Below are 21,644 nucleotides of genomic sequence, written 5' to 3'. Positions count from 1 at the left end.
AATACTTGGCTCAATACAGCCATACCCCTATTAAATTTATGGTCACATCTAATAAAAACATATTTTTTACTACTACACCCCTTCCAATTTACAAGGGCACTAGATTTCTAGTAGCATGCCTTAATTCCGACATTGACTGATGCGCTCCTGATCTTGATCAGCCGAGCCATGCATTCCTATCTGCCGGTGCTGTGCTTCAGATCAGGAGGTATCCGCGGGCCTGTTCGGCAAATGAGGCTAGTTGCGTTTTTTGCCACTGCTCATCGCGCCGTAGCTCTTGGGCTAGCAGTGCAGCTACGGCTGGCGCCATCTCCAATGCGGCTTGCGCATCGAGAAACAAGGCCCGCAGGCGACGGGCCAGCACGTCTTCCACAGTACGGGCCAACTCGTATCGGGCAGCCCATACCACTTCGGCTTTGAGGTAGGGCAGACGCGGGTGCAACTGTTCGCCCAGAGCAGGTTGCTGAGCCACGAGTTCCAGTAGCGCCGCTACATCGGCGCCGTACACGGCGAGGTGGCTGCCTGCTTGCGCAGAAGCAGCTTGGGCGCCGTGAATAGGCAGCCGGACCGTCGGGCTTGGTTGGTGAGGCAGGCCACCCACGGCGGCAGCTCGGTCCACTGCGTCTTCGCCCATGCGGCGGTAGGTCGTCCATTTGCCCCCGGTGATGGTGATGAGGCCCGCAGCCGACACCTCGATTTTATGGCCTCTTGACAGCTCTTTGGTCGCGGCCTTGCCCGATTGGGCGGCCAGCGGACGAAGGCCGGCAAATACGCTGCGCACATCGGCGCGCTGCGGGGGGCGCAAAAGGTACTGCGCGGCCGTACCCAGGATAAAGTCGATTTCGGCTTCCAGGGCGCGGGGCTCCGCGGTTATGTGCGCCACGGGCGTATCGGTGGTACCCAGCACCACGTGGTTATGCCAGGGCACGGCAAAAAGCACGCGGCCGTCCTCGGTTTGGGGTATCATAAGCGCATCGGCGCCGGGCAGAAAAGCGCGGTCGAGCACCAGGTGCACGCCTTGGCTGGCGCGCACAAGCGGGGCCGCTGCAGGGGCATCGAGGCGGCGGATGGCATCGACAAAAATGCCGGTGGCATTGATTACGGCGCGGGCCCGCACCTCATATACCATCCCGGTTTCTACGTCTTCGGCCTGCACGCCGCATACCCGGCCTGCCGGTGTTTTCAGCAGGCCGCGCACCGCACAATAGTTCAGCACCGTAGCGCCTTGCTCGATGCAGGTTTGGGCAAGATTTATGGCCAGACGGGCATCATCAAACTGGCCGTCCTGATAGAGCACGCCGCCGCGCAGGCCAGTGGGCCGTACGGTTGGCAGGCGCTGGAGGGTTTCGGCTGCGCTTAACGCTTGCGAAGCGCCAAAGCTGTGCCGGCCGGCCAACAAGTCGTAGAGCTTCAGCCCGAGGGTATAGAACGGCACCGCCCCCCAGCGGTAAGCTGGAATGACGAAAGCCTGGGAATGCACGAGGTGCGGAGCGTTTTGCCGCAGCACTTCCCGCTCGTGCAGGGCTTCGCGCACCAACCGTATCTGCCCTTGGGCGAGGTAGCGCACGCCGCCGTGCACGAGCTTGGTACTGCGGCTGGAGGTGCCCTTTGCAAAGTCATGCTGCTCCACAAGCAGGGTGCGGTAGCCCCGGCTGGCGCTGTCGAGCGCTGCCCCCAGGCCCGTGGCCCCGCCGCCGATAACAATTATGTCCCACTCGGGCTCGGCGGCCAGGCGGGCTAGTTGGATTTCGCGGGGCAATGGCATCATAACAAACGGCACAACTACCGCCAGCTAGGTGCTTGCTTCCAATACGGAGAATGCACGGCGAACAGCGGCCGCGCGAGGCGGTGGCCCAAAATACGAGCGCCCAGCGACGGGGCCGCCTTTCGGCCCGCGTTATTGCACCGACGGCTCGTTCAACAGGTTGGCAAAATCAACCAGCCGGGCCAGGCCTTCTTCCGTGTCGAAACTTAGTTTGTGCTGGGAGGCAAACGCTTCCAGCTGCTGGGCCTGAGCGGGAAAGTAGGCCAGCAAATCGCGCTTGGGCCGCCGCAGCGCCACGATGGCCCCGGCGGGCGTGGCCAGGTAGTACCGGTCGCTCACGTCGGTGTAGGTGGTGAGCACCTGCATGGGCCGGGTGGGCCGGTTGGCGGGGGTTGTGTAATTGTCGAGCGTGCGGCTGGAGGTGCGCTCAACCAAGTACCGCCGACGCAACAGCAGCACGGGGCCGCCGTTGAGCCGCTCGAAGAATGCGGGCGACGTGAAGTTCGACGTGGGTCGGTCGTGGTTCCAGCGGTACACCAAAAACTGGCGGTAGCGCTGCGGGCCGCGCAGGCGCCGGGCGCGGTCGTTCCCCATTCGGCTGAGGGCATAGTAGGCCGAACGGGGCAGTATGGGGCTGCGCACGGCAAACGTCTGCACCGCCACCGCCGACACGGTGCGCACCGTGCTGTCGGGCATGGTCACGGCCAGCGCGTCGCGGTCGAGGAAGAGCTGCACGGGCCCGCGAAGGGTGTCGCCGGAATTGAGCACGACCACGCCTACCCGAAACAGCTGCGCCCGGCTGGAGGTGCCTTGCGCACCGGCCGCCAGCGGCAGCAGCAGGCCCTGAGTCAAACCCAGCAGCAAGCACCCGACGGGAATCAGCCAACGAACAGCTTTCATGGGTGGTGACGTTTGAGGCAACCCGGTTTTGGTGTAGGTAATATAATCTATGCACGGGCAATTCCGACGCGCCCGCGGCAGTTTTTCCTCTGCTCTGAACTGCTTTATTGCGAGGCTACCGTATTGCCCGTCAGGGCGAAAGTGTGCAGCACCTGCACCGCCTCGGGGCGGTGGTACCAGTCGTTAAACACCAGTTCGACCCGGTCGACTACCGTGGTGCCGAATGCATGCGGACGGTATCGGTCGAGCACTTCCAGAAACCGGGCGGGCTGGCGCAGCGGCGCCCGAAACCGGACCACGGTGCTGTGCGCGGTTTGCAAGGTGTAGCGCGAATCGATGGACTGCTGCAAGGCCGACGCCTGAAACGCCGTACGCAGCTGCTGCCGCAGGTGGCGCAGGGTGTCATCGTGCGGAAAACCCTGCACCAGCACCGTAGCCGGCGAGGCGGTGATGCCCACGAAATCGACTGCAAAAGGCGCCTCAGCTTGCACAGCGCAGGCTACCAGGGCCATGTACTCTGCGGGCTCGACGTGGCCGAGCTGAAAGCCGGGGTAGCAAGAAACGAGGGACAGCACGGTGAGGTGCGTAGCAGCGGCGGGATAGTAATACTGCTGCGGCTCTAGCTGGCGCAGCTCGTCGGCGAAGGCCTGCAGGCGGGCTACCACGGCTGGCGCCAAACGGGCCACCACCGTGAGGCCCCGGCGGGAGTCATCGGGCGCATCGAGCAGCGGGTCGAGGGCGAGGGTGTTGGCGGCAAAAAGTGGCCGGCTGCGCTGCCACATCTGGTCGTAGTGCGCGGAAAGGTTCATGGCACAAGAAAGCAGATATGCCCGAAAGCGAGGCCCGCAACCGGGCGGCTGAACAATTGACCGACCGTTAGCAATTTCCCCCGCAAATGCCCTTTCTTTAGGCCGGCACCGCACTCTACCAGCTGTTGAGGCGCAGAGGAACGCCCGGCTATGGGTGCTCCAGTCGCCTCCGCCCGTTCGGTTTCGTCGGGCCTTTCTGTTGTCCAGCCACATTCCGCAGCCATGGACGATTTTCTCGCCGCCCGCTCACAAATGGCCCTCTCGCTCGGGTTCCACATCATCTACTCGTGCATTGGCATGGTGATGCCGTTTTTTATGGCCGTGGCGCACTACCGCTGGCTGCGTACCGGCAACGCCACCTACCGCAACGTCACCAAGGCCTGGAGCAAGGGCGTGGCCATTTTCTTCGCCACCGGGGCCGTGTCGGGCACCATGCTCTCGTTTGAGCTGGGCCTGCTCTGGCCGCGTTTCATGGAGCACGCGGGGCCCATCTTCGGCATGCCGTTTTCGCTCGAAGGCACCGCGTTTTTCATCGAAGCCATTGCCCTCGGCTTTTTCCTCTACGGCTGGGACCGGTTTCACCCGTGGTTTCACTGGTTTACGGGCGTCGTGGTGGGCGTGAGCGGGCTGGCCTCGGGCATATTGGTGGTGGCGGCCAACGCCTGGATGAACAGCCCCGCCGGCTTCGACTACGTGAACGGCCAGTACCTGAACATCGACCCTATTCAGGCCATGTTCAACGACGCCTGGGCCTCGCAGGCCCTGCACATGACGGTGGCTGCGTTTGCCGCTACCGGTTTTGCCGTGGCAGGCGTGCACGCCATCATGCTGCTCAAGCGCCAAAACGTGACGTTTCACCAGCGGGCGTTTGCCATTGCAGCGGCCTTTGGGGCGGTGGCGGCCGTGCTGCAGCCGCTCAGCGGCGACGTATCGGCCAAGGACGTGGCCCGGCGGCAACCCGCCAAGCTGGCCGCCATGGAAGCCCACTTCCGCACCGAAAAAGCCGCGGCCTTGGTGCTCGGCGGCCTGCCCGACGAAAAAGCCGGGCAGGTGAATTATGCCGTCAAAATTCCCGGTCTGCTCAGCTTTCTGGCCCACGGCAACTTCGCCCAGGAAGTCACCGGCCTCGACCGGATTCGGCCCGAAGACCGGCCGCCGGTGCTGGTGCCGCACCTTGCCTTTCAGCTGATGGTGGGGCTGGGTATGCTCATGCTGGGCATTGCGCTGCTGTATTTTTGGGCGCGGTGGCGCCGGCGGGCGTGGCTGCACAGCCGCTGGCTGCTGCGGCTGTTTGCGGCCGCCACGCCCGCCGGTTTTCTGGCCGTGGAGGCCGGCTGGACGGTAACCGAAGTGGGCCGGCAGCCCTGGATTATCAACGGGGTGATGCGCACCGCCGACGCCGTGACGCCCATGCCGGGCGTCGTCTACTCGTTTTACCTGTTCACGGCCGTGTACCTCTCGCTGAGCGTGGTGGTGGTGTTTCTGCTCTACCGCCAGATCAAGATGGTGCCGGTGCTCTACGATGTGCCGCCGCAGGTGTCACTTGCCTAACCATGCCCTTCCGTTATGATGGCCTACGTTGTCATTGCCTACCTCTGCCTGGCTATTCTGGCCTACCTGCTGCTGGGCGGCGCCGATTTTGGGGCCGGTATTGTGGAGCTGTTCACGCGCGGCAAAGACCGGCGCCTGCTGCGGCAGACCATGTACCACGCCATCGGCCCGATTTGGGAGGCCAACCACATGTGGCTCATCATTGCGGTGGTCATCCTGTTCGTGGGTTTTCCGCGCATCTACAGCGTCATGTCTACCTACCTGCACATTCCGCTGCTGCTGATGCTGATGGGCATTATTGCGCGGGGCACGGCTTTCGTGTTTCGGAACTACGACGCGGTGCACGACCAGATGCAGGTCCTGTACGGGCGCGTGTTTCGGTATTCGAGCCTGCTCACCCCGTTTTTCCTCGGCGTCATTGCCGCCAGCCTGATTGCCGGCTACATCGACCCGCAGGCGCCCGATTTCTGGGCGGCCTACATGGGCAGCTGGCTGCACGGCTTTGGGCTGGCGGTGGGCGCGTTTACGGTGGCCCTGTGCGCCTACCTGGCCTCGGTGTACACCATTGGCGAGGCCAACTCCGCGGCCGACCGGCGGCGCTTCGTGCGCGAAACCCGCCGGGCTACGGTGGCGGCGGTGCTGTGCGGGGCATTGGTGTTTGGGGCCGCGCAGCTGGAGGGCATTCCGCTGGCAAATTGGGTGTTTGGCAACGCGGTGGGCTTGTCGGCCATTGCGGCGGCCACGGCTTCGTTGGTAGCCCTGTGGGTGCTGCTGCCGGACGGCTCGGCAGCTGTGCTGCGGGTGCTGGCCGGCTTTCAGGCCACCATGATTTTGCTGGCGGTGGGCTACGCGCACTTCCCCGCGTTTGTGGTGCTGCGGCACGGCGCGGCGCTGTCGTTGGTGCGGGAGCTGGCGCCGGCCAAAACCACGGCGGCCCTGGGCTGGGCGCTGCTGGTGGGCAGCTTGTTTATTCTGCCGGCGCTGTTTTACCTCTACTACAGCTTTCAGCGCGCAAGCACCCGGCCCGAATCAGCGCACTGAGGCTGGTTTTGGCCGGTTTGCATTGGCTGAGCCACGGCAAAGGCCTACCTTGCCTTGCCGAAATACTGTGGCTACCGGCTTCGGCCTTCATTTGCTATTTCCTTGCTGCTTTCGGGCAGCGCTATTTGCTTGCTTATGCCCTCCCCGACTGCTGCGCGCCTCAAGACCATTGGCATTCATCTGGCACTCTGGACCGTGTATTTCCTCTACGAATGCATGATGCTGGCCATGGTGGGGCAGCTGAAGTACCTCGTCTGGCAGGAGTCTGTGCTGATTTTCTGCCTCTATGCGGCGCTGTTTTATGGGCTGGGCAGCTGGTTGCTGCCGCGGTACTACGCCACCAAACGATTCAAGCAGTTCTGGCTCTATACCATCGGTATGCTGGTTTTGTATGGCGCGCTGCGATTCGGCTTGGTTTTGTACCTGCTGCCGAAGTTTCTGCCGCGCCTTATGTACCCCTACCTTGGCCCGTGGATTTTCCTGGGCATGGTATCGTACCGCAGCCTCTACTTTATCACGCTGGCCATTTGCTACTGGGCCGCGCAACGGGCTATTCGGACTGAGCGGCAGAAAACCCTCCAGCAGGAGCAGCTACGCTTGGCCGAGGCCGAATTGCTGCAAACCAAGCTGGCGTTTTTGCGCAGCCAGATCAACCCGCACTTCCTCTTCAACGCCCTCAACTTTCTCTACGCCGAAACCTACCGCCACTCCAAGGAAGCCGCGCAGGGAATTCTGCTGCTCTCCGACATGATGCGGCACACGCTGAGCGAAAACGAGCAGGACAAAGTATTGCTGGCCGAGGAAGTGCAGCACCTGCAGAACTACATTGCCCTCAACCAGCTTCGGTTCGGCAGCCGGTTGCAGGTCGAGTTCAACCTGCAGGGCACGCCCGCCGACCTGCGCATCCCGCCGCTGGTGCTGGCCAGCTTCGTCGAAAACTGCTTTAAGCACGGCGAGCTGCAGGAACCCGATTCGCCGCTGCGCATTGAGCTGGGCATTCAGCAAAACCTGCTCTCGTTCAGCACCCGCAACAAAAAGCGCCACGGCCCCAAGGAAGAAAGCACCGGCATCGGGCTCGACAACATCCGCAAGCGCCTCGACGCGCTCTACCCCGAGCAGTACACGCTGGCCATTCACGACGAGCCCGAGCACTACGCCAGCCACCTGACGGTGGCGCTGTAGCAAAGCCTGTTTGTGTGCCCGCCGCATGGCGGTGAGGCTACAAGCGTCGTAATTGTCGATTTGCCCCGAACGGCCGGCGCATATTGGCTGATAGTTAATATCTTCCACGGCCCGAGGCGCCACTGGCTTTGCCGGCAGTGGTGCTTGTCGTTCGCCTTTGGGCTTTTCCAGTTTTTTGTCTGCTCCCTCCCTATGCGAGTTGCACGAACTGCCGCTTTTCTACTGCTTGGTTTCGGGAGTGCCGGAAACAGCTTGGCGCAGAGCCCCGCCACGGTAACCGTTCGGGAACTGCAGCCGCTCATCGGCCATTGGCAAGGGTCGCTGACGTATCTGGATTACAGTTCTGGCAAGCCGTACACCATGCCAGCGGATATCAACATCCAGCAAATTGGCCGGAGCAACCGGTTTCGCCGGGCCTATTCGTACCCGAAAGAAGCCAGTGCCAACTCGGTCGATACCCTTACGGTTTCCGCCGATGGGCGCCTGCTCGACCAGGAACCCATCAAGACGAAGCGCCGCCTGCCCGGTGGCAACCTGGAAATCGTGACCGAAACGGCGGGTACCGACGGTAACGACAACCAGCCAGCCCTGATTCGGCATACTTACGTGATTGGCCGCGACGTGTACACCAGCCGAAAAGACGTGCAGTTTGCGGGGCAAACCACATGGCTGAAACGGCACGAATACAGCTACACAAGAAGCGCTACGGGGCGCTAACCGCGGCTGCAGTACATACTTCAGAACTGACCAGGGAGAGGCGCTGGAATGCTAAAGCCGACCCAATACAACGGCGGTGGGCTGGCATCAATCCAGAGGGGAGGAAAAACGTCAGAAAAGTCCTCTTACTGCTTGTTCCTGCGGGTTTTGGGTTACCTTTCCCGCCGCCGCAACCCACCCTCCCCTATCCGGTATGACCTCCCCCCAAGTGCTCCGCCTGCCACTGCTGGTGCTGCTGGCCTTGCTATGCGCCTGCTCCAAGCCCGGCGCCGATGACGCATCCGCCGATGGCGAAGAAATTGACCCCTACGAAAATCTGGTGTTCAGCTTCGATGAGCCCGTGGCCGCGGCCGAGCAAACCAGCCGCTGGGACACCACCCAGTACGTGCGCTTCGAGCCGGCCGTGCGGGGCAAGTTCATGTGGACCTCGGACCGGGAGCTGGTGTTTTCGCCCGCGCACCCGTTTTCGCCCAGCACCGCTTTCAAGGCCGAGTGGCGGCCCCAGGCCCTGCCGAAGGAAGCGCAGCGCAAGCTGCCCGAGCTCAAGCGCCGCCGTTTCCACACGCCCTACCTCGACATGACCATCCCACAGGTGTTCTGGACGGCCGGCAGCAATGGGCCGGCCGTGCGCCTGAACGTGGGCTTCAATTACCCCGTGCGCCCCGCCGACGTGGGCCAGCACCTGCTCCTGACCGCCAACGGCCAGCAAGTGCCCTTCGAAGTAGTTTCGGCGCAGGCCGATAAGGTAGTGGGTGTGCAGCCCACGCAGGCCATAGCGGCCGGCAGCGCCATTCAGCTGGTGTTGTCGCCGGGCCTGATGCCGGTGGGGGCGCCTGCTCAGGCCGACACTACCAACCGGCGCCGCCTCTCGGGCTCCGTGACGGTGCCCGACCCGCAGGAGCTGCAGGTGCGTGAGGTGAGCGGCACGCAGATCGAGGGCGAGCCGGCCGTGACGATTCTGACCAACCAGCCGGTGGATGCTGCCGCGCTGCAGCCGCTGATTGCGGTGCAGCCGGCCGTAGGCTATACCGTGGAGGCCAAGGAAAGCGGGCTGGTGCTGCGCGGCGGCTTCGAGCTGGGCAAAAGCTACACCGTGAGCATTCAGGCCGGGGCCACCGGCGAGCTGGGCGGGCGGCTAAATCAGGCCGTCAGCCAGCAGGTATCCTTCAGCGACGAGCGGCCCAGCATCAGCTTTGCCCACGGCGACAAGGCCATGTACCTGGGCGCGGCCGGCCTGCGCAACCTGGGGCTGCGCCTGAACGAGGTGAACCGCGTGAAGGTGAGCATCTACAAGGTGTACGCCAACAACATCCGCGAGCTGCTGCGCTCGGGCGAGCAGTACGGCTACGACGAGGAAGAAGGCGGCGGCGAGGAAGAGGGCGGCGAATACGTCGACCACAGCTACAACTACTACAACACGGCCGACTACGGCAACCTGCTCACCGAGCGCACCTACACCACGGCCGGCCTGCCCAAGCAGGGCTCGTTGCGGCTGCTACACCTGTCCTTGCAGGATCTGGAGTTCAGCAACCAGCTCAAGGGCCTGTACGTGATACGCGTGCAGGACACCGAGCGGCAGTGGCTGCAGGTATCGAAGCTCGTGACGGTGTCGGACCTGGGCGTGGTGGTGAAACAGGGCCAGACGGGCGCTTTGGTGTTCGTGAATTCGCTGCGCACGGCCAAGCCGGTGGGCGGGGCCACGGTGCGCTTCATCAGCACGAACAACCAGACCATGTTCACCGGCGCCACCAATGCCAGCGGCGTGGCCCAGATGGGCACCAACGCCGACACAGCCCTGGCTCGGCGCTTTCAGTTGGAAACGGTGCTGGTGCAGAGCGGGCAGGACTTTACGTTCCTCTCCTTGCCGCGCAGCCGCGTGGAAACCTCGCGCTACGACGTGGGCGGCCTGCAAAGCAACGCGGCCCGCTTCCAGGCCTTCCTGTACGGCGACCGGGACCTGTACCGCCCCGGCGACACCATTCGAACCAACACCGTGGTGCGCACCGACGACTGGCGCGTGCCCGCCGGCGCAGTGCCCATGAAAATCCGCCTGCTGCTGCCCTCGGGCAAGGAATACGCCAGCTACCGCCGCACCCTCACCAAGGACGGCTCGTTTGAGGCGCCGTTCATTTTGCCCGCCTCGGTGATGACCGGCCTGTACACGCTGGAAGTGCTGACCGGCAACGACGTGCTGCTCACCTCCAAGCAGATCAGCGTGGAAGAGTTTGTGCCCGACCGCCTGAAAGTGACCGTGACGGCCGCACCCACGGTGGTGAAGCCCGGCCAGACGGTGCGCGCCGCGGTGCTGGCTCAGAACCTGTTCGGCCCGCCCGCCACCGACCGCAAAGTGGAAGTGGAATTCTCGCTCAAGCAGAAAACCTTCGCCCCGAAAGACTACCCCGACTACAGCTTCAGCTTGGAAAGCGGCGGCACGCAGCGCCGCTACAGCGACGGCACCGAATCGGAATCGAGCCTGAACAGCCGCTTCGAGAAGGCCGTGCGCGAAGGCCAGACCGACGCGCAGGGCCGCGCCACCGTGGAGTACCCGGTGCCCGACTACCGCGACCTGGGCACGCTCGAAGGCACCGCCTTCGGCACGGTGTTCGACGAAACCGGCCGACCGGTGAACCGTTTGGCCACGTTCGAAGTGCGCACCCAGCAGGTGATGTACGGCGTGCAGCAGTTGCCCGAGCTGGTGAGTACCCGCCAGCCGACGAACATTCGCGTGGTGGCGCTCAATCCGCAAAATTCAACTCAAGGCAAGCCGGCCAACGCGGCGGCGCTGGTGCGGGTGGTGCGCATTCTGTGGGAAACGGTGCTGGAGCGCCAGGGCGGGCGGTTTATCTACCAGTCGCAGCGGCGCGAGGAAGTGGTGCTGACCAAGACCGTGCAAGCCGCGCCGGTGGGTACCGCCACCTTCCAGCCCGTGTACTCCGGCGAGTACGAGGTGCGCGTGGCCCGGCCCGGCGCCGAAACCTACGTGGCCAGCCGCTTCTACGCCTACGGCTACGGCGACACGCCCAGCAACGCCTTCGAGGTGAGCAACGAGGGCCAAGTGCAGATTGAGCCCGACAAGGCCAGCTACCACCCTGGCGAAACCGCCACGCTGCTGCTCAAAACGCCCTTCCCCGGCCGGGTGCTGGTGACAGTGGAGCGCAACCGCGTGTTCGACCACTTCTACGTGGACACCGACCAGAAATCGGCCCGCGTAACAGTGCCCATCCGGGCCGGGCACGTGCCCAACGTGTACGTGACGGCCACCGCCATCCGGCCCATGTCGACGGACACGCGCAACCCGCTCACGGTGGCCCGCGGCTTCGTGCCGCTGACGGTGGAAAAGCCCGAGGCCAAGCTGCCCGTAGCCATCAAAGCGCCCGCGCAGAGCCGCTCGCAGACTTATCAGTTGGTGGAGGTGCAGACCAAACCCGGCGCGGCCGTCACGCTGGCCGTGGTGGACGAAGGCATTCTGCAGATGAAGGATTACCGCACGCCCGACCCCTTCGGCTACTTCTACCAGAAGCGCGCCCTCGAAGTATCGGCCCACGACGTGTACCCCTTCCTGCTCCCGGAGCTGGGCACGAGCAGCACCGGTGGCGACGGGTATGACCTCTCGCGCCGCACCACGCCCGTGCCCTCGCGGCGGGTGCAGCTGGTGGCGCGCTGGAGCGGCGTGCAGCATGCCGATGCCAGCGGAAAAGTGCGGGTGAAAGTGCGCATTCCGCAGTTCAGCGGAGCGCTGCGCCTGATGGCCCTGGCCTACAAAGGCGACGCCTTCGGCTCCGATGACCACACCATGCGCGTGGCCGACCCGGTGGTCATTAGCACCGCGCTGCCCCGCTTCCTCAGCCCCGGCGACACGATTGACGTGCCGGTGACGCTGACGAATACGACGGAGAAAGAAATCATCGTAACAGCAAGCCAACGAACAACAGGGCTTCTGGAATCGGTTTATCAACACCATGCCAACCCTCCGGTCAAGATCGAAACGGTCCAATTTTGCCAACTTCTCCCTAACTCTGAAAAACGCATCGTTTTTCATGCTTATGCGAAAAATGCTGTTGGCAATGGCTCAATAACGATTGCAGCAAAGCCGTCCAAAGGGACAAATGAAACCTTCACCGAAACCATCGAACTCCCCATACGCCCGGCTTCGCCGCTGCAGATGCGCACCGGCGCGGGCGTGGTGCAGGGCGGTAAGACCCAGCCGCTTGACTTGCGCACCGATTTCCTGCCCACCTCGCAGCGCAGCCAGCTGGTACTGAGCCGCTCACCGATGACGGAGTTCAGCAAGGATTTGCGCTACCTGCTGCAGTACCCCTACGGTTGCCTGGAGCAAACCGTGTCGGCGGCTTTCCCGCAGCTCTATTACCCCGATCTGGCCGTGGCCCTGGGCCAGACCAAAAAGCAGCAGCGCTACAACCCCAACTACCACGTGCAGGAGGCCATCCGCAAGATCGAGGCCCAGCAGCTCTACAACGGCTCGTTGAGCTACTGGCCCGGCGGCGACTACGATAACTGGTGGACCTCGGCCTACGCCGCGCACTTCCTCCTCGAGGCCAAGCGCGCCGGGTTTGCCGTGAATGCCAGCGTGCTCGACAAGGTGCTGCGCTACCTGCAATACCGCATCCGCAAGCGCGAAACCGAGGAGTACCAGTACCTCACGGCCGGCAGCGTGGCGCACCAGAAAACCATTGCCAAGAAGGAAATTCCCTACTCGCTCTACGTGCTGGCCCTGGCCGGCCGCCCCGACCCGGTGGCGCTGAACTACTACCAGGCCAACCAGGGGCTGTTGTCGCAGGACTCGAAGTTTGTGCTGGCCAGCACCAGCGCGCTGTCGGGCCAAACGAAGGGCTTCCGCGCCCTGCTGCCGCGCAGCTTCTCCGAAACCGCCGCCCGCCGCGCCCTCGACGGCTCGTTCTACTCGCCCGTGCGCGACCTGGGCCTGGCGCTGAACACGCTCATCGAAGCCGATCCGCAAAACCCGCAGGTGGCCCAGATGGCCCGGCAACTCTCGCGCCTCGTGAAGCAGGCCGGCTGGCTGAGCACCCAGGAGCGCGCCTTTGCCCTGCTGGCCCTCGGCAAAGTGGCCCACAACACCCGCAACAGCACCGTAACGGCCACGCTGGCCGAGGCCTCGGGCGCGGTGCTCGGCCAGTACAAAGGCCCGCAAAACCTGAACGTGAGCAACGTGGCCAACCGCCGCCTGAGCCTCAAAACCCAGGGCAGCGGTCCGCTCTACTACTTCTGGACGCTGGAAGGCATTTCGCCCACCGGCCAGGTGCGCGAGGAAGACCAGCAGCTGCAGGTGCGCCGGCAGTTCCTCGACCGCACCGGCCAGCCCTTTGGGTTGACCCAGGGCCGCGCCGAATTCCGCCAGAACGATTTGGTGGTGGTTAAAATCACGCTGCAGTCCAGCGACGTGGCCGGCGACGTGCCCAACGTGGCCATTACCGACCTGCTGCCGGCCGGTCTCGAAATCGAAAACCCGCGCATCGGAGCCGTGCGGGAGCTGACCTGGGCCACCGACGCCGCCACGCCCGATTACCTGGACGTGCGCGACGACCGGATCAACCTGTTCACCACCGCCACGCCCAAGCCAAAATCGTTCTACTACCTAGCGCGGGCCGTGTCGAAGGGCACCTTCAAGCTCGGGCCGGTGAGTTCCGATGCCATGTACAACGCCGAATACCACAGCTACGCCGGAGCCGGCGTGGTGCGGGTGCGGTAGGCTTTTCCAATCCGCTGCCATGCCTGCTCTAGCCCGAATCCTAGTTGTTTTCTTTCTGCTGACCACGCTGCCGGGCTACGGCCAGCAGCCCGCGCCCACCCCGACGCTGGCCCAGCAGTTTGCGGCGCTGGCCAAGCCGGCGGGCGGCCGCGTGGGCGCGGCGGCTACGCTGGTCGAAACCGGCGAAACCGTGACGCTGGCCGGCGCCGAGCACTTCCCGATGCAGAGCGTGTTCAAGCTGCCCATTGCTATGCTCGTCATTCATCAAGTGGAGCAGGGCAAGCTGCGCTGGACCCAGCGCGTGCGCCTTGCCCCGGCCGACATGCGCAAAGGCCATAGCCCGCTGCGCGAACAGCACCCGCAGGGCACCGAGCTGACGCTGCAGGAGCTGACCCGCTACATGGTGTCGGAAAGCGACAATTCGGCCTGCGACAAACTGCTGAGCCTCATCGGCGGCCCGGCGGCCGTGACGCAGTACCTCAAAAACCTCGGCCTCAGCAACGTGCTGGTGGCTACCACCGAGGGCGAAATGGCCGAAGACGAGCTGGCCCAGTACCGCAGCTGGGCTTCGCCCGCGGGCATGGCGGGGCTGCTCGTGGCGGTGCAGAAGGGCAAAAGCATGTCGGCCGCCAACCACGCCTTGCTGCTGCGCTACCTCACCAACACCACGCGGGGGCAAGCCCGGCTGAAAGGCCTGCTGCCGGCCGGCACCATGGTGGCGCACAAAACCGGCGGCTCGGGCACCAGCAAGGGCCTCACCCGCGCCACCAACGACGTGGGCATCATCACGCTGCCCAACCAGCAGCACCTGGCCGTGGCCGTGTTCGTGACCGATTCGCGGGCCACCGAGGCCGTGCGGGAAGGGGTCATTGCGCGCATTGCGCAGGCGGCTTACCTGCACTGGACCGGTGCGGCCAAGCCGCGCTAGCCGCGCCCGTCCGGCCGTCGGTCAGGGGCGGCGTTTCGCTGCCCTGGCCATACCGAGTGCTACCTTGGAACCGATTTTGCCGGCCGCGCTGCGGAGCTGACTTATTTGCCTTCGGGGACATGAAACGGGCCACCCAAATACTGCTTGCTGCCCTGCTGACGCTGGCTCTGTTTGGGGGCCTCGACCGGCTGTTTCCGCTGCCGACCCCGCCGCCTTACTCCCCGGTGGTGCTGGCCGCCAATGGCTCGGTGCTGCACGCCTATCTCTCGCCCGACCAGAAATGGCGCCTGCCGGCCGCCCTGCGCGACATCACCCCCACGCTGCGCCGGGCCCTGGTGGCGAAGGAGGACCGGTGGTTTTATTTCCACCCCGGCATCAACCCGGTGGCCCTGCTGAAAGCGGCCGGCCGCAACGCGCTGGGCCAGGGCCGCCGCACCGGTGCCAGCACCATCACCATGCAAGTAGCCCGCCTGCTGGAGCCCAAGGAGCGCACCGTGGGCGGCAAGCTGCAGGAAATGCTGCGCGCCCTGCAGCTGGAAGCACATTATTCCAAAGACGAAATCCTGCAGCTCTACCTGAACCTGGTGCCCTACGGCTCCAACGTGGAAGGCGTGAAATCGGCGGCCTTGCTGTACTTCGGGCAGCCGCCGCACTACCTCTCGCTGGCCCAGACGATCACGCTTACCGTGGTGCCCAACAATCCGACGGGCCTGGCCCCCGACCGCCACAACGCCGCCCTGCTGGCCGCGCGCAACCGGTGGCTGCGGCACCTGGGCACGCAGGGCGTTTTCCCGAAAAAGGACATCGAAAACGCGCTGCGCGAACCGCTGCTGGCACGGCGCCGGGCCGCCCCGCACCTGGCTCCGCACCTGGCCCGCCGGCTGGTGCGGGAGCCCTACCGGCAAGCGGCCGGCTCCTCTGTAGCCCACGAAGACGCCGGCGTACGCGCAACGCTGGTGCGCGCCACCCAAGCCAAGGCCGAAGACCTGACCCGGCATTACGTGCGCCGCCTGGCACCGCTGGGCATCACGCAGGCGGCCGTGCTGGTCGTCGACAACCAGACCCGCGCGGTGCAGGCTTACGTGGGCTCCGCCGATTTCCGCGACGCCTTCCACCAAGGCCAGGTCGACGGCATTCGGGCCGTTCGCTCGCCGGGCAGTACGCTCAAGCCGTTTCTCTACGCCGTAGCCCTCGACCGCGGCCTCGTCACGCCCAAGCGCGTGCTGCCCGACGTGCCCACCAACTTCGGCGGCTTCCGCCCCGAAAACTTCGACAAGCGCTGCAACGGCGAGGTAACGCTGGAGCGCGCCTTGTGCTACTCGCTCAACATTCCGGCGGTGCACATGCTGGAACAGGTGGGCGTGGGCACATTCACCAGCCAGCTGAGCCGGGCGGGGTTTCGCACCGTGGGCCGGCAGGCACCGCAGCTGGGCCTGAGCACCATTTTGGGCGGCTGCGGGGCTACGCTGGAAGAGTTGGTGGGCCTGTACGCCACGCTGGCCAACCACGGCCGCTACCAGCCGCTGCGCTGGACGCAAAACGCCCCGCAATCCAAGCCCGTGCAGCTGGTGTCGGCCTCGTCGGCCTACCTCATTACCGATATTCTGTCCCAGCTCGTGCGGCCCGATTTGCCCGTTGGCTTCGAAAATTCGTTGCGCCTGCCGCGGGTGTCCTGGAAAACCGGCACCAGCTACGGCCGCCGCGACGCCTGGAGCATCGGCTACAACGGGCACTACACCATTGGGGTGTGGCTGGGCAACTTTGGCGGCGAAGGCGCGCCGGCCCTCACCGGCACCGACGTAGCCACGCCCCTGCTGTTTGACCTCTTCAACGCCCTGAGCTACAACGACAGCGGCGAGTGGTTTGCGCCGCCCGCCGGGCTCGATTTTCGGCTGGTGTGCTCGGTGAGCGGCCAGGTACCCGGCCCCAACTGCCCCGACCAGGTAATGGACTACTTTCTGCCCGGCATTTCCGACGTGCGCCGCTGCGAGCATCAGCAGGAGGTATTTGTGTCGGCCGATGGGCGCGTGAGCTATTGCCGCGTGTGCCTGCCCGAAGCGGGCTACCGGCGCGTGCTCTACCCCAACTTCACGCCCGAAGTGCTGGCTTTCAAAGCGGCCCAGGGCCTGCCCCACGCCGTGCGCCCCCCGCACAACCCCGCCTGCGCCCTCGTGCGCGCCGACGACGCCCCCGACCAAGCCCCGCGCATTCTGTCGCCCACGCCCAACGCCGAATACGTGCTCGACCAGCGCGACTCCGAGAAGCTGCAGCTGCGCTGCGCCGCCGCCAACGACGTGCGCCAGGTGTATTGGTACGCCAACGACCAGTTTGTACGGGCCTCCGGACCTACCGAGCCGGTCTTCATCCGCCCTGGCATAGGTCCGCTCAAAATTTCCTGTGCCGACGACCACGGCCGCAACACCAACGTGCAAGTGCTGGTAGAACGGCTGTAAAACCGGCTTCGGCCACCTTCTATCCCCTCATGCTTGTTTGTATGTCCAAGCTGCTGTTTGCCTTTGCCCTTTGCCTGAGCGCGGTTTCGCCGCTGCGCGCCCAAAGCCAGGCCACCATTCCGCTCTACACCGGTACCATCCCGAACTCGAAACCGAGCGACGTGAGGGAAACCAGCATTACGCTGCCCAACGGCGGCGTGCGCGTTTCCAACGTGGTGCAGCCCACGCTTACTGTTTTCCGCCCCGCCGCGGGCACCGCCAACGGCACGGCCGTCATTATTTGCCCGGGCGGCGGCTACGCGCGCCTTTCCATTGACCACGAGGGCTACGACGTGGCCAAGCGCCTTAATGAAATGGGCGTTACGGCCTTCGTGCTGAAATACCGCTTGCCCAACGACCAAAGCCAACCCGACAAAACCACGGCCCCGCTGCTTGATGTCCAGCAGGCCCTGCGGCTGGTGCGCCAGCGCGCTGCCGAATTTGGCGTAAACCCGGCGCGTGTGGGCGTCATGGGCTTTTCGGCCGGTGGGCATTTAGCGGCCACGGCCGGCACGCACTTCGCCAAACCAGCTGCCCAAACCACCGACAACACCTCCGTACGGCCCGATTTTCTGGTGCTGATTTACCCTGTCATCAGCTTCACCGATAGCCTGGCCCACGGCGGCTCGCGCACGGCTTTGCTTGGTGCAGCGCCCGCGCCCGACCAGGTTCGGCTGTACTCCAACGAGCAGCAGGTGTCGGCCCAAACGCCGCCCGCCTTTCTGGTGCACGCCGCCGACGACAAGACCGTGCCGGTGGGCAACAGCCTGCGCTTTTACGAGGCCTGCGTGCGGCGCGGCGTGCCGGCCGAAATGCACCTGTACCCCAAGGGCGGCCACGGCTTTGGCCTGCTCAACAAGACCACCAAAGACGACTGGATGGGCCGCCTCCAGAACTGGTTCGATGCCAACGGCTGGCTCACGAAGTAGGAAGTCACCATTTCCTCAAAAGGCCCTTTGCACGCGCTGCAAGGGGCTTTTTTGTGGCATCATGTTGGCTTATACCACTGTGCGCCGGCGCCGCGTAACCTTCCTTTGGCCAGTTCAGTTTAGGGCTCTGGAACCAGTTATGGCACGGTGCTTGCAAAACTCCTAACAGAAGTTGGTCACAAAGTTGAATGTCGGTTCTCCGAACCATAACCTGAAAACCACCATGAAAAAGCTCCCTTATATCTTCAGCCTGCTGCTGGCCGTTGTGATGCTGATGCAATCGGTTTCGGTACAAGCCCAGAGCAAAGTAAGTCCGCAAGCCAAAGGCGCCATCATTGGTGGCTTGGGTGGTGCCGCTGCCGGTGCCATCATCAACAAGAAGAACCGTGTGGTAGGTGGTGCCGTGGGTGCCGCTGCGGGTGCCGGTACCGGTTACATGATCGGCCGCAACATCCAGAACAAGCGCAAAGCCCAGGCTGCTGAAGCCGCCCGCGTGGCCGCTGCCAACCGTGCTGCCCGCGCCGAGCGCGAAGCCGCCGCTGCCCGTGCCGAGCGCAACGCCCTGGCCAAGCGTGCCGAAGCCGCCGAACGCAAAGCCGCTATTGCGCAGGTGCAGCAACAGCAGCCCCAGTACCCCGCTATGGCTTCCGGCTTCGCCGCTGCCTCGGCCCCGGCCATGATGTACACCAACGCAGGTGCCCCGATGGCCATGAACGCTGCCTACCTGCCCAACGAATCGTACGGCGACCGTTCGACGCCCTACCCCTCGTCGGAAGTACGCCGCAAGAGCTGGTAATCCTTTTTTCTGCTAGATTTCCGAAAACCCAGGCCCTCGGGCTTGGGTTTTCGTTTCCACTCCCCTTTCCAACCAGAACTTTCTCATGAAATCGTTCACCTGGATTCTACTGGCCTCTGCCGTTGCGGCGGCCTGTACCAAAACGGCCGGAACGCCGGCCGTCAACGTGCAAACCCTCGACCAGCAGTTTATTGGCGCCTGGAACAGCAAAAACGCCATTCAGCTCGACACCCTGCTAGCCGACGACGTGCATTTTCTGCAAGGCGAAGCCCACTACCAGGGCAAGTCGGAAGTGTCGGACAAATGGATTCGGGCCACGATGGGAACCATCAGCAACCTGCGCTTGAACGTGGCCAGTTCGGGCAACGACGCCCAAACGGCTTACGAAGGCGGCACGTACCAAGTAGACGTGCTGCCGGCCAACCCGGCCCAGCCCATGGGCGAAGGCACCGGCAACTTTGTACTGATCTGGAAGAAAAACGCGAAGGGTGCTTGGAAACTGGGCTACGCTCAGCTCGAAGGCCTGCCGGTACGCGTGCGCCAGTAACGGACCGCAATAGATAAAAAAGCCCCGGCAACTCGGTTGCCGGGGCTTTTTTGTGGGCACTGTTTTGCATTAGGCCTCTGCCGGCCGCGTCAGGTACGCTTCGCCGTCGTACACCGGGGCCATGTACTGCTCCTCGGCCTCGGTAAACAGCCGGGAGCGAATGAGAAAGCGCACGCCCAGGGGAATTTCCAGCGAGAAGCTGGCGCCGCGGCCTTTGGTCACATCCACCGTTAGCTGGGTGTGTTTCCAGTATTCAAACTGCGCGGCGCTCATGAAAAAGTTGCAGCCGTGGATGCGGCCCAGCCACACGTCGTTGGCGCCCACCCGAAACTCGCCGGCCGGAAAGCACATGGGCGACGAACCGTCGCAACAGCCGCCGCTCTGGTGAAACATGAGCGGCCCGTGCTCGTCGCGCAGCGCATCAATGGTGGCTTCGGCGGCAGCGGTAACGAGGACGCGGGGCGTGAGCATGGCGTGAAAGGCAGAGTGAGTGAAATAGAGACCAAGCGACCACACCGTCCTGCTGAGCGCAGCCGAAGCATCTCTCCCGCTTCGCCGGATAGTAAGTTTCTATCTGACATCAGCGGGAGAGATGCTTCGACAAGCGGACGCCAGATGAGCAGGACGGTCAAAGCAGAAAGGGGGCGTATCAGGGCCGCTTACCGGCCTAAAAGAAACCCAGCGGCTTCTGGCTGTAGCTGATGAGCATGTTCTTGTTTTGGCGGTAGTGCGCGAGCATCATCTTGTGGTTTTCGCGGCCAAAACCCGAGGCCTTGTAGCCACCGAAGGGCGCGCCGGCCGGGTAGTCGTGGTAGCAGTTCACCCACACGCGACCGGCCTGAATGGCGCGCGGCACTGTGTACAACTCATGGGCGTCGCGGGTCCACACGCCGGCCCCCAGGCCGTAGAGCGAATCGTTGGCCATTTCGATGGCTTCTTTGGTGGTTTTGAAGGTGGTAACGGCCACTACCGGGCCGAAGATTTCCTCCTGGAAGATGCGCATCTTGTTGTGGCCCCGGAAAATGGTGGGCTGAATGTAGTAGCCCTCAGCCAGCGCGCCGTCTGCCTGCTGGTAAGCATCACCGCCCACCAGCACCTCGGCCCCTTCGGCCTTCCCGATTTCGAGGTAGCTCAGGATTTTCTCAAACTGGTCGTTGCTGGCCTGCGCACCCATCATCGTGTCCATGTCGAGCGGGTTGCCCAGCTTAATGGCCTTTACGCGGGCAACGACGCGCTCCATGAACTCGTCGTAGATGTCTTCGTGCACCAGCATGCGCGAGGGACAGGTGCAGATTTCGCCTTGGTTGAGGGCAAACATGACGGCGCCTTCAATGGCCTTGTCGAGGAAGTCGTCGTCGGCATCCAGCACCGACTTGAAGAAGATGTTCGGTGACTTGCCGCCCAGCTCCATCGTCACCGGAATGAGGTTTTCGGCCGCGTATTGCATGATGAGGCGGCCGGTGGTGGTTTCGCCCGTGAACGAAGCCTTCTGAATGCGCGGCGACGAGGCCAGCGGCTTGCCGGCTTCCAGCCCGAAGCCGTTGACCACGTTGACTACGCCGGCCGGCAGCACGTCCTGCAGCAGTTCCATGAGCACCATAATGGAAGCGGGGGTTTGCTCGGCGGGCTTCATCACCACGGTGCAGCCGGCGGCCAGGGCCGGAGCCAGCTTCCAGGTGGCCATCAGCAGGGGGAAATTCCAGGGAATAATCTGGCCCACTACGCCCAGCGGCTCGTTGATGTTCATCGATATGGTGGTCGAATTCAGCTCCGTCACGTTGCCTTCTTCGGCCCGAATGACGCTGGCGAAGTAGCGGAAGTGGTCGATGACGAGGGGCAGGTCGGCGTAGGTGGTTTCGCGGATGGCTTTGCCGTTTTCCACGCACTCCACCGCTGCCAGGTAGGCCAGGTTTTCCTCGATGATGTTGGCCACCTTGTTGAGGATGTTGCTGCGTTCCGTGGCCGAGGTTTTGCCCCAGGTTTCGAAGGCTTGGTGGGCCGCGTCCAGCGCCAGCTCAATGTCTTCTTTGGTGGAGCGGGCCACTTTGGTAAACGCCTTGCCGTCGATGGGCGACGGGTTGTCGAAATACTGACCTTTGACGGGCGCTACCCATTTGCCGCCGATGAAATTGTCGTAGTGTTCCTTGAACTTGGGCCGAGCAACCAGGGTGGTGGGTTTTTCGAGGGTTTCCATGCGAAAGAGAAGATGAAGTTGTGGCTTTTGGATAAGCCAATTTTCCTCCTTTTCCCTCGGCTCCG

15 protein-coding genes are annotated in these 21,644 nt (G+C 63.8%); 10 read left to right on the top strand and 5 right to left on the bottom strand.

What is annotated here, in order from left to right; genetic code table 11:
* Nucleotides 1–196: 196 nt before the first annotated feature.
* The 3 genes from F0P96_RS11835 to F0P96_RS11825 form a co-directional block, all read right to left on the bottom strand.
* Nucleotides 197–1,768, bottom strand: coding sequence for a glycerol-3-phosphate dehydrogenase/oxidase (locus F0P96_RS11835; protein ID WP_338074393.1), 1,572 nt, complete (start codon nt 1,766–1,768; stop codon nt 197–199).
* 129 nt (nt 1,769–1,897) lie between these two features.
* Nucleotides 1,898–2,665, bottom strand: a complete 768-nt coding sequence (locus F0P96_RS11830; RefSeq protein ID WP_151079111.1) for a hypothetical protein — start codon at nt 2,663–2,665, stop codon at nt 1,898–1,900.
* 104 nt (nt 2,666–2,769) lie between these two features.
* Complete coding sequence (locus F0P96_RS11825; protein WP_151079110.1) at nt 2,770–3,474, bottom strand: 2'-5' RNA ligase family protein; 705 nt, start codon at nt 3,472–3,474, stop codon at nt 2,770–2,772.
* Nucleotides 3,475–3,624: 150 nt separating this feature from the next.
* Here F0P96_RS11825 and F0P96_RS11820 point away from each other — a divergent pair, with 150 nt between their 5' ends.
* From F0P96_RS11820 to F0P96_RS11775, 10 genes are all read left to right on the top strand, one after another.
* On the top strand, nt 3,625–5,025 hold the full coding sequence (locus F0P96_RS11820; protein ID WP_420840958.1) for a cytochrome ubiquinol oxidase subunit I: 1,401 nt from the start codon (nt 3,625–3,627) through the stop codon (nt 5,023–5,025).
* 15 nt (nt 5,026–5,040) lie between these two features.
* Nucleotides 5,041–6,066 carry a cytochrome d ubiquinol oxidase subunit II gene (locus tag F0P96_RS11815; RefSeq protein ID WP_338074392.1) on the top strand — a complete coding sequence of 342 codons (1,026 nt, stop codon included), beginning with the start codon at nt 5,041–5,043 and terminating at the stop codon, nt 6,064–6,066.
* Nucleotides 6,067–6,201: 135 nt separating this feature from the next.
* Nucleotides 6,202–7,248: a sensor histidine kinase gene (locus F0P96_RS11810; RefSeq protein ID WP_151079108.1), complete on the top strand. Its 1,047-nt coding sequence runs from the start codon at nt 6,202–6,204 to the stop codon at nt 7,246–7,248.
* Between the two features lie 192 nt (nt 7,249–7,440).
* Complete coding sequence (locus tag F0P96_RS11805; RefSeq protein WP_151079107.1) at nt 7,441–7,965, top strand: hypothetical protein; 525 nt, start codon at nt 7,441–7,443, stop codon at nt 7,963–7,965.
* A gap of 193 nt (nt 7,966–8,158) precedes the next feature.
* The gene (locus F0P96_RS11800) at nt 8,159–13,693 is read left to right on the top strand and encodes an alpha-2-macroglobulin (protein ID WP_151079106.1); all 5,535 of its coding nucleotides are present in this window, start codon (nt 8,159–8,161) and stop codon (nt 13,691–13,693) included.
* Between the two features lie 19 nt (nt 13,694–13,712).
* Entirely contained in the window at nt 13,713–14,621 is a 909-nt protein-coding gene (bla, locus tag F0P96_RS11795) for a class A beta-lactamase (protein ID WP_151079105.1), read from the top strand.
* Between the two features lie 119 nt (nt 14,622–14,740).
* A complete protein-coding gene (pbpC, locus tag F0P96_RS11790; protein ID WP_151079104.1) occupies nt 14,741–17,074 on the top strand; it encodes a penicillin-binding protein 1C in 2,334 nt (777 codons plus the stop codon).
* Nucleotides 17,075–17,115: 41 nt separating this feature from the next.
* Complete coding sequence (locus F0P96_RS11785) at nt 17,116–18,042, top strand: alpha/beta hydrolase (protein ID WP_151079103.1); 927 nt, start codon at nt 17,116–17,118, stop codon at nt 18,040–18,042.
* A 223-nt stretch (nt 18,043–18,265) separates the two neighbouring features.
* Nucleotides 18,266–18,838 carry a YMGG-like glycine zipper-containing protein gene (locus F0P96_RS11780; protein ID WP_151079102.1) on the top strand — a complete coding sequence of 191 codons (573 nt, stop codon included), beginning with the start codon at nt 18,266–18,268 and terminating at the stop codon, nt 18,836–18,838.
* 85 nt (nt 18,839–18,923) lie between these two features.
* On the top strand, nt 18,924–19,385 hold the full coding sequence (locus F0P96_RS11775; protein ID WP_151079101.1) for a DUF4440 domain-containing protein: 462 nt from the start codon (nt 18,924–18,926) through the stop codon (nt 19,383–19,385).
* Between the two features lie 69 nt (nt 19,386–19,454).
* Here F0P96_RS11775 and F0P96_RS11770 read toward each other — a convergent pair whose 3' ends face one another.
* Both F0P96_RS11770 and F0P96_RS11765 read right to left on the bottom strand, forming a co-directional pair.
* Nucleotides 19,455–19,856, bottom strand: a complete 402-nt coding sequence (locus F0P96_RS11770; RefSeq protein ID WP_151079100.1) for a DUF779 domain-containing protein — start codon at nt 19,854–19,856, stop codon at nt 19,455–19,457.
* A gap of 196 nt (nt 19,857–20,052) precedes the next feature.
* Nucleotides 20,053–21,579 carry an aldehyde dehydrogenase family protein gene (locus tag F0P96_RS11765; protein WP_151079099.1) on the bottom strand — a complete coding sequence of 509 codons (1,527 nt, stop codon included), beginning with the start codon at nt 21,577–21,579 and terminating at the stop codon, nt 20,053–20,055.
* Between the last annotated feature and the right edge of the window lie 65 nt (nt 21,580–21,644).

It is taken from the genome of Hymenobacter busanensis, assembly GCF_008727865.1.
In the GTDB taxonomy this organism is placed as follows: Bacteria; Bacteroidota; Bacteroidia; order Cytophagales; family Hymenobacteraceae; genus Solirubrum; species Solirubrum busanense.
This window is presented reverse-complemented; position numbering and strand designations above follow the sequence as displayed.